Raw genomic sequence first — 367 nt, 5'->3', positions numbered from 1 at the left:
CGGCTACCTCGTCGTCGCGACCGACCGTGTCCCCGGGCTGACCGCGGGCGAGAACCCCGCCGGGATCCTGTGGCGCGAGCTGGACGTCACCGACCATGCCGGGGTCGACCGGGTCTTCGGTGAGATCGAGGCGGAGCTCGGGCCCATCGAGGTGCTCGTGAACAACGCCGGCATCCAGCGGCACCGCGGGATCGAGGACCTCACATGGGATGAGTGGTCCGCGGTCGTCGACGTGAACCTGCACGGGGTGTTCTCCGCTCTCCAGGCTGCCGGGAAGCGGATGCTCGACCGTGGTGAGGGCCGCATCGTCAACATCTCCTCCATCTCCTCGCGCGGCTCCGCGGGGCGGGCGCCGTATGCCACGACC

Annotated in this window: 1 protein-coding gene; it reads left to right on the top strand. The window is 70.3% G+C overall.

Going from position 1 to position 367, the window contains the following annotated elements; all coding sequences use genetic code 11:
- A partial coding sequence (locus AC1DSF_RS31430) for an SDR family NAD(P)-dependent oxidoreductase (protein ID WP_478184220.1) occupies positions 1–367 on the top strand: 367 nt, incomplete at both ends.

Source organism: Variovorax sp. 01N429, assembly GCF_056399425.1.
This window is presented reverse-complemented; position numbering and strand designations above follow the sequence as displayed.